Origin of the sequence: Bifidobacterium jacchi (genome assembly GCF_009078285.1) — a bacterium.
In the GTDB taxonomy this organism is placed as follows: domain Bacteria; phylum Actinomycetota; class Actinomycetes; order Actinomycetales; family Bifidobacteriaceae; genus Bifidobacterium; species Bifidobacterium jacchi.
Genome location: NZ_RQSP01000048.1, coordinates 1 through 4,180, shown reverse-complemented (window position 1 = coordinate 4,180; position 4,180 = coordinate 1). Strand labels below are relative to the sequence as shown.

2 protein-coding genes and 1 pseudogene are annotated in these 4,180 nt (G+C 56.7%); all 3 read left to right on the top strand.

Features of this window, described 5'->3' with window-relative positions; genetic code table 11:
• Positions 1-499: 499 nt before the first annotated feature.
• The 3 genes and pseudogenes from EHS19_RS11650 (at position 500) to EHS19_RS09310 (ending at position 4,061) form a co-directional block, all read left to right on the top strand.
• Positions 500-1,654 (top strand): annotated as a pseudogene (locus tag EHS19_RS11650) (DUF4854 domain-containing protein).
• Between the two features lie 739 nt (positions 1,655-2,393).
• A complete protein-coding gene (locus tag EHS19_RS09315; RefSeq protein WP_151917482.1) occupies positions 2,394-2,864 on the top strand; it encodes a hypothetical protein in 471 nt (156 codons plus the stop codon).
• A gap of 144 nt (positions 2,865-3,008) precedes the next feature.
• Positions 3,009-4,061 carry a glycosyltransferase family 2 protein gene (locus EHS19_RS09310; protein ID WP_151917481.1) on the top strand — a complete coding sequence of 351 codons (1,053 nt, stop codon included), beginning with the start codon at positions 3,009-3,011 and terminating at the stop codon, positions 4,059-4,061.
• The last annotated feature ends 119 nt before the right edge of the window (positions 4,062-4,180 follow it).

Genomic DNA, 4,180 nt, shown 5'->3' with positions numbered 1-4,180 from the left:
ATGTAGAGACGTGAAACGCGCGCTTCGTGTACGTCGTATGCACACGATCGCGTAGATGTACGCTCCATGCACACGATCAACAGCGCCTTATGTACGTGCCATGCACACGATCAACAACCCGACACGGCCGGAAGGGCCCCATCGCACCTCGTTGTGTACGTGCCATGCACACGATGATTCCAAGGGGCACAATGATTGCAATGGTCGTTCACGTCTCTGAGGGGCTTTCCGTCGGTACGCTCCATGCACACGATCAACGACCCAACACGGCCGGGAGGGCTGTCGCTCCCCCGAATGTACGCTCCATGCACACGATCACGCTGACATACTCTCCATCACCCCATGCACACGATCAGCAGAGCCCCTTATGTACGTGCCATGCACACGATGATTCCAAAGGGTACGATGATCCCAAGGGGCACGATGATCCCAGAGGGATGGAGCCGGACGGATAATCCCGCAATCTGAACAGCGTCTGACGATATAGTGAAGAACCTTGATGGAAGCGGTTACACAGGGGTATCCTTATAAAGGAACAAGCAGGCGACGCGGCTTGCCGAGGAGCCTGCACCAGCATCGGCCATACGCTCACCATGTGGCCGTGGAGAAGGGAACTGACATGAGCACCCCCAATGGCTCGCCGCAGCCGTATAATCCCAATCCGCAAGGCCCGCAAGGCTACCCGCAGTACGGCCAGCCGGCACCGGTCCCCACCCCGGAGCAGCCGACGCAGGCGTACCCGGCGTATCAGGAGCCGCAGCCAGCCCAGCCATACGGTCAGCCTTCCGTTGAAACCCAGCCGACGCAGGCGTACCCGGCTGCCGAGTTCAACCAGCAACCTGCCGGCGGATACGGCATGCCGCCGGCGGTGCCGCCGCAGAATCCCGAATTCGGCGGGCAGCAGGGCTACGATCCCCAAGCACCGGTGCCGCCCACCTACGGCAACTCTCCGTACGGCGGCTCTCCGTACGGCGGCCCGGCGCCCAAGAAGAACAATACCGGCAAGATCGTGGCGATCATCGTCGCGGTACTGGCCGTGCTCGCGATCGCCGGCGGTCTGACCTGGTACTTCGTGTTCCGCGACAACGGCAAGAACGAGGCGAAGGATTCGACGACGCAGTCGCAAACGAAGGACTCGAACAAGTCCGGCGACAGCAATTCCTCGGATTCCAACTCGAATAATTCCGACTCCAATTCGAGCGATTCTAATAATTCCGATACGAATTCGGACAGCAATTCCAACGATAATTCGGATTCGAATAGCTCGGATAATTCCGACGACAGCTCCAGCTCGACCTCCGGCACCAAGATGTACAAGTCAGTGGCCGATTTCGCCAAGACCAGCGAAGTGCAGGATCAGATCTCGTCCATGAGCCAATCCTTCGAAGGCTCCGGCATGAAGATCAAGGTCTACGGCGAGGGCGACACGCTCGTCTACGACTACGAGGTGAGCGACGAGCTCGGCAACGCTATGGGCGGGTCCACGAGCAGTATCGAAAGCTCGCTCGCCGGCTAGGAGAGCACGTTCGAGTCGATCGCCAACATGGTGCAGAGCATGTGCGAGACGAGCGGCCCGGCCAAGGTGCGCGTGTGGTTCCACACCACAAGCGGCAAGACGCTGTTCGACAAGAGCTACACGGCGACGAATTCGTGACGCGAACGGCGCGCTTGGCGCGTTGCGAGTTGCGGCGACAGCTGAGATAAGTAGCCGTGGCGATAGCGAAAAGCGGCAGCTGCGGTGTCTGGCGATAGCGAATATGGCCGCTGCGACAGGACGGACGAAGCCCTGCGGTGAAGTGAGTTCCCGCAGGGCTTTGTCATGTCTGGTCATGTCTGGCCATGTGTGGTTATGTGTGGCTATGTCTGGCTATGTCTGGCTATGTCTGGCTATGCATGGCTATGCATGGTTTATACATGGTTATGCTGGTTATACCCAGTCATGCATGGCCATGCCTGATTATTCTGATTATTCTGGTCATGCGTGATTTGACATTGTTTTGCGCAAATTGATTGAACAATACATGCGCGCTTGCCCGGCTTGGTTTGCCCGGTTTGGAACGCGTCTTTTTGCTTATTCGCGGTATCAACGGCGTATTTACCATGGTTTGTATAGGTTTGCGACAGCGAGATGGTCGCATAGCGGCATTGCAATAACAACATTGCAATAGCGGCGCAATTGCAGCAATGGAATAATTGCGGCAATACCATGCATAGCGATATCTCCGCTGTGATATCTCCGCTGGTTATTGACAGTGTTATCAGCAATTGTCCACCGATAATACGTATGCTAATTATGTATGTAATCTCATTGAGAGTCGAATGCTGCAATGATCTATTTGCATGTATTTGACACGCCAATGATCTACGCATAGCTACGAAAAGGAGCACATATTATGGCATCTCCACTGCTGCAGGGCTTTACCGAGATTCGTCCGAGCCGTCCGATCGGCAAATCCATCATGACCGTCACGCCGACGTTCGTGCGCTTCAACAAGGCCACCGCCGCCGCGCTCGGCTATCCGGCGTACGTCAAGGTGCTGGTCAACGACCGCACCAAGCAGATCGCCGTCGTGGCGACCAGCTCCAAGAGCGATAGCTCCATCAAGTTCAGCAAGCCCGCGGAGAAGCAGGCCGCGTCGATCACCGTGCACAACGACGCATTGGTCGGCACACTGTCCGCGTATTTCACGTTCGCCGACGTTCCCGAAGGCGAAATCTCCTACCACACCCTCGCCGGCGAGGTGCACGTCAACGATAAGGCCATCATCTTCAACATCGCCCAATCCGAAACCGGCATCATGAAGCGCCGCGGCCGCCGCAAGGCCGCCGACACCGCCGACACCAACACCGGCACCGCCGCCTGACCCCGCCCAGTTTAGGCACGAGTACCAGCACGTTTGCTATTCATCGTCGCTTCGCCGGCAGATGCACAGTTCCCCCGAGCGAAGGGAATCTTCTCATCACCAGCCGGTGAAGCGGCGAATCCCTTAGGCGGTACAATATCGGGTATGCCAGATACCGCAGTACCGTCTCAATTTCGCATCAATCCGCTAATCTCCATCATCGTACCGGTGTATAACGCCGAACGATATCTGCCGTATTGCCTTGGCTCGATCGTCAATCAAAGCTACAGCAATCTGCAGATCATCCTCGTCGACGATGGTTCGACCGATACGTCTCCGATCATCTGCGATGATTATGCGGCTCGCGACAGCCGCATTACCGTCGTCCATCAGCCCAACGGCGGCATCGCGCGCGCGCAGAACACCGGCTTGGACGCCACGCAGGGACAGTACATCGCCTTTGCCGACAACGACGACATTCTTGATCGACGTAACATCGAACTATTGTTCCGTGCACTTATCTCGACCGGGGCCGATATGAGCAAGGCGCGCTGGAGGCAATTCGGCATCTCGCAATTGGAAACCGCGGCGCTGCAGGCTCGCGAGGGAGCGCCAGACCCGTCGCATATCACCGTGTTCCGCCATCCGCTCGCCGCTTACCAAACCGTCTTCTGCAAAAGTCTGCGCATGATCGGAGATAAGTTGGGATGCAACAGCGAGGCGCGTTATTTCAACGAGGCGAATTGGTGCCGCCTGTATCGACGGGAATTATGGGATGATATCCGGTTTCCGGAAGGCATGTATGCACAGGATGTGATGGTAGCGGGCAGACTCTACGATCGAATGGACAAGGTCGCCGACATTGATGTGCCACTGTACCATTGGTTGCAATCGGCCGGGTCTGTGACGCACAAGAAGCACAGTTTCGACTTCTATCACGACAACGTGACCGCCGGAATCAACAATTTCCGTTTTGCGCTCGAACGGGGCATCATGCCGGCGCGAAGTTATTATACGATGACCGAGCAATTGTCCGAAGCACGGACGACTTCGGATGCCCGAACCACTGAAGCTAACCGGTTGCAACGGGATTCCGATGCCGTGGCCTCGTTGGTCGCCACGCTCACGCCCATGCAAAGAATGCAGTGCGTCATCCGCTACCATATACGCCTGTTTGAGAAACATCTTTACGACAACAAGGTCAAGAACATACAGTAGTAACAAATCGGTGCCGCAGGGCCACTATATGGACACATACCCCCCCCCCGTGGGTTCCGACTAGCGGGCGGATTTTAGTGGTGGTTGCAACACCTGTGTGTTTTGCCGCTCTTGATGGC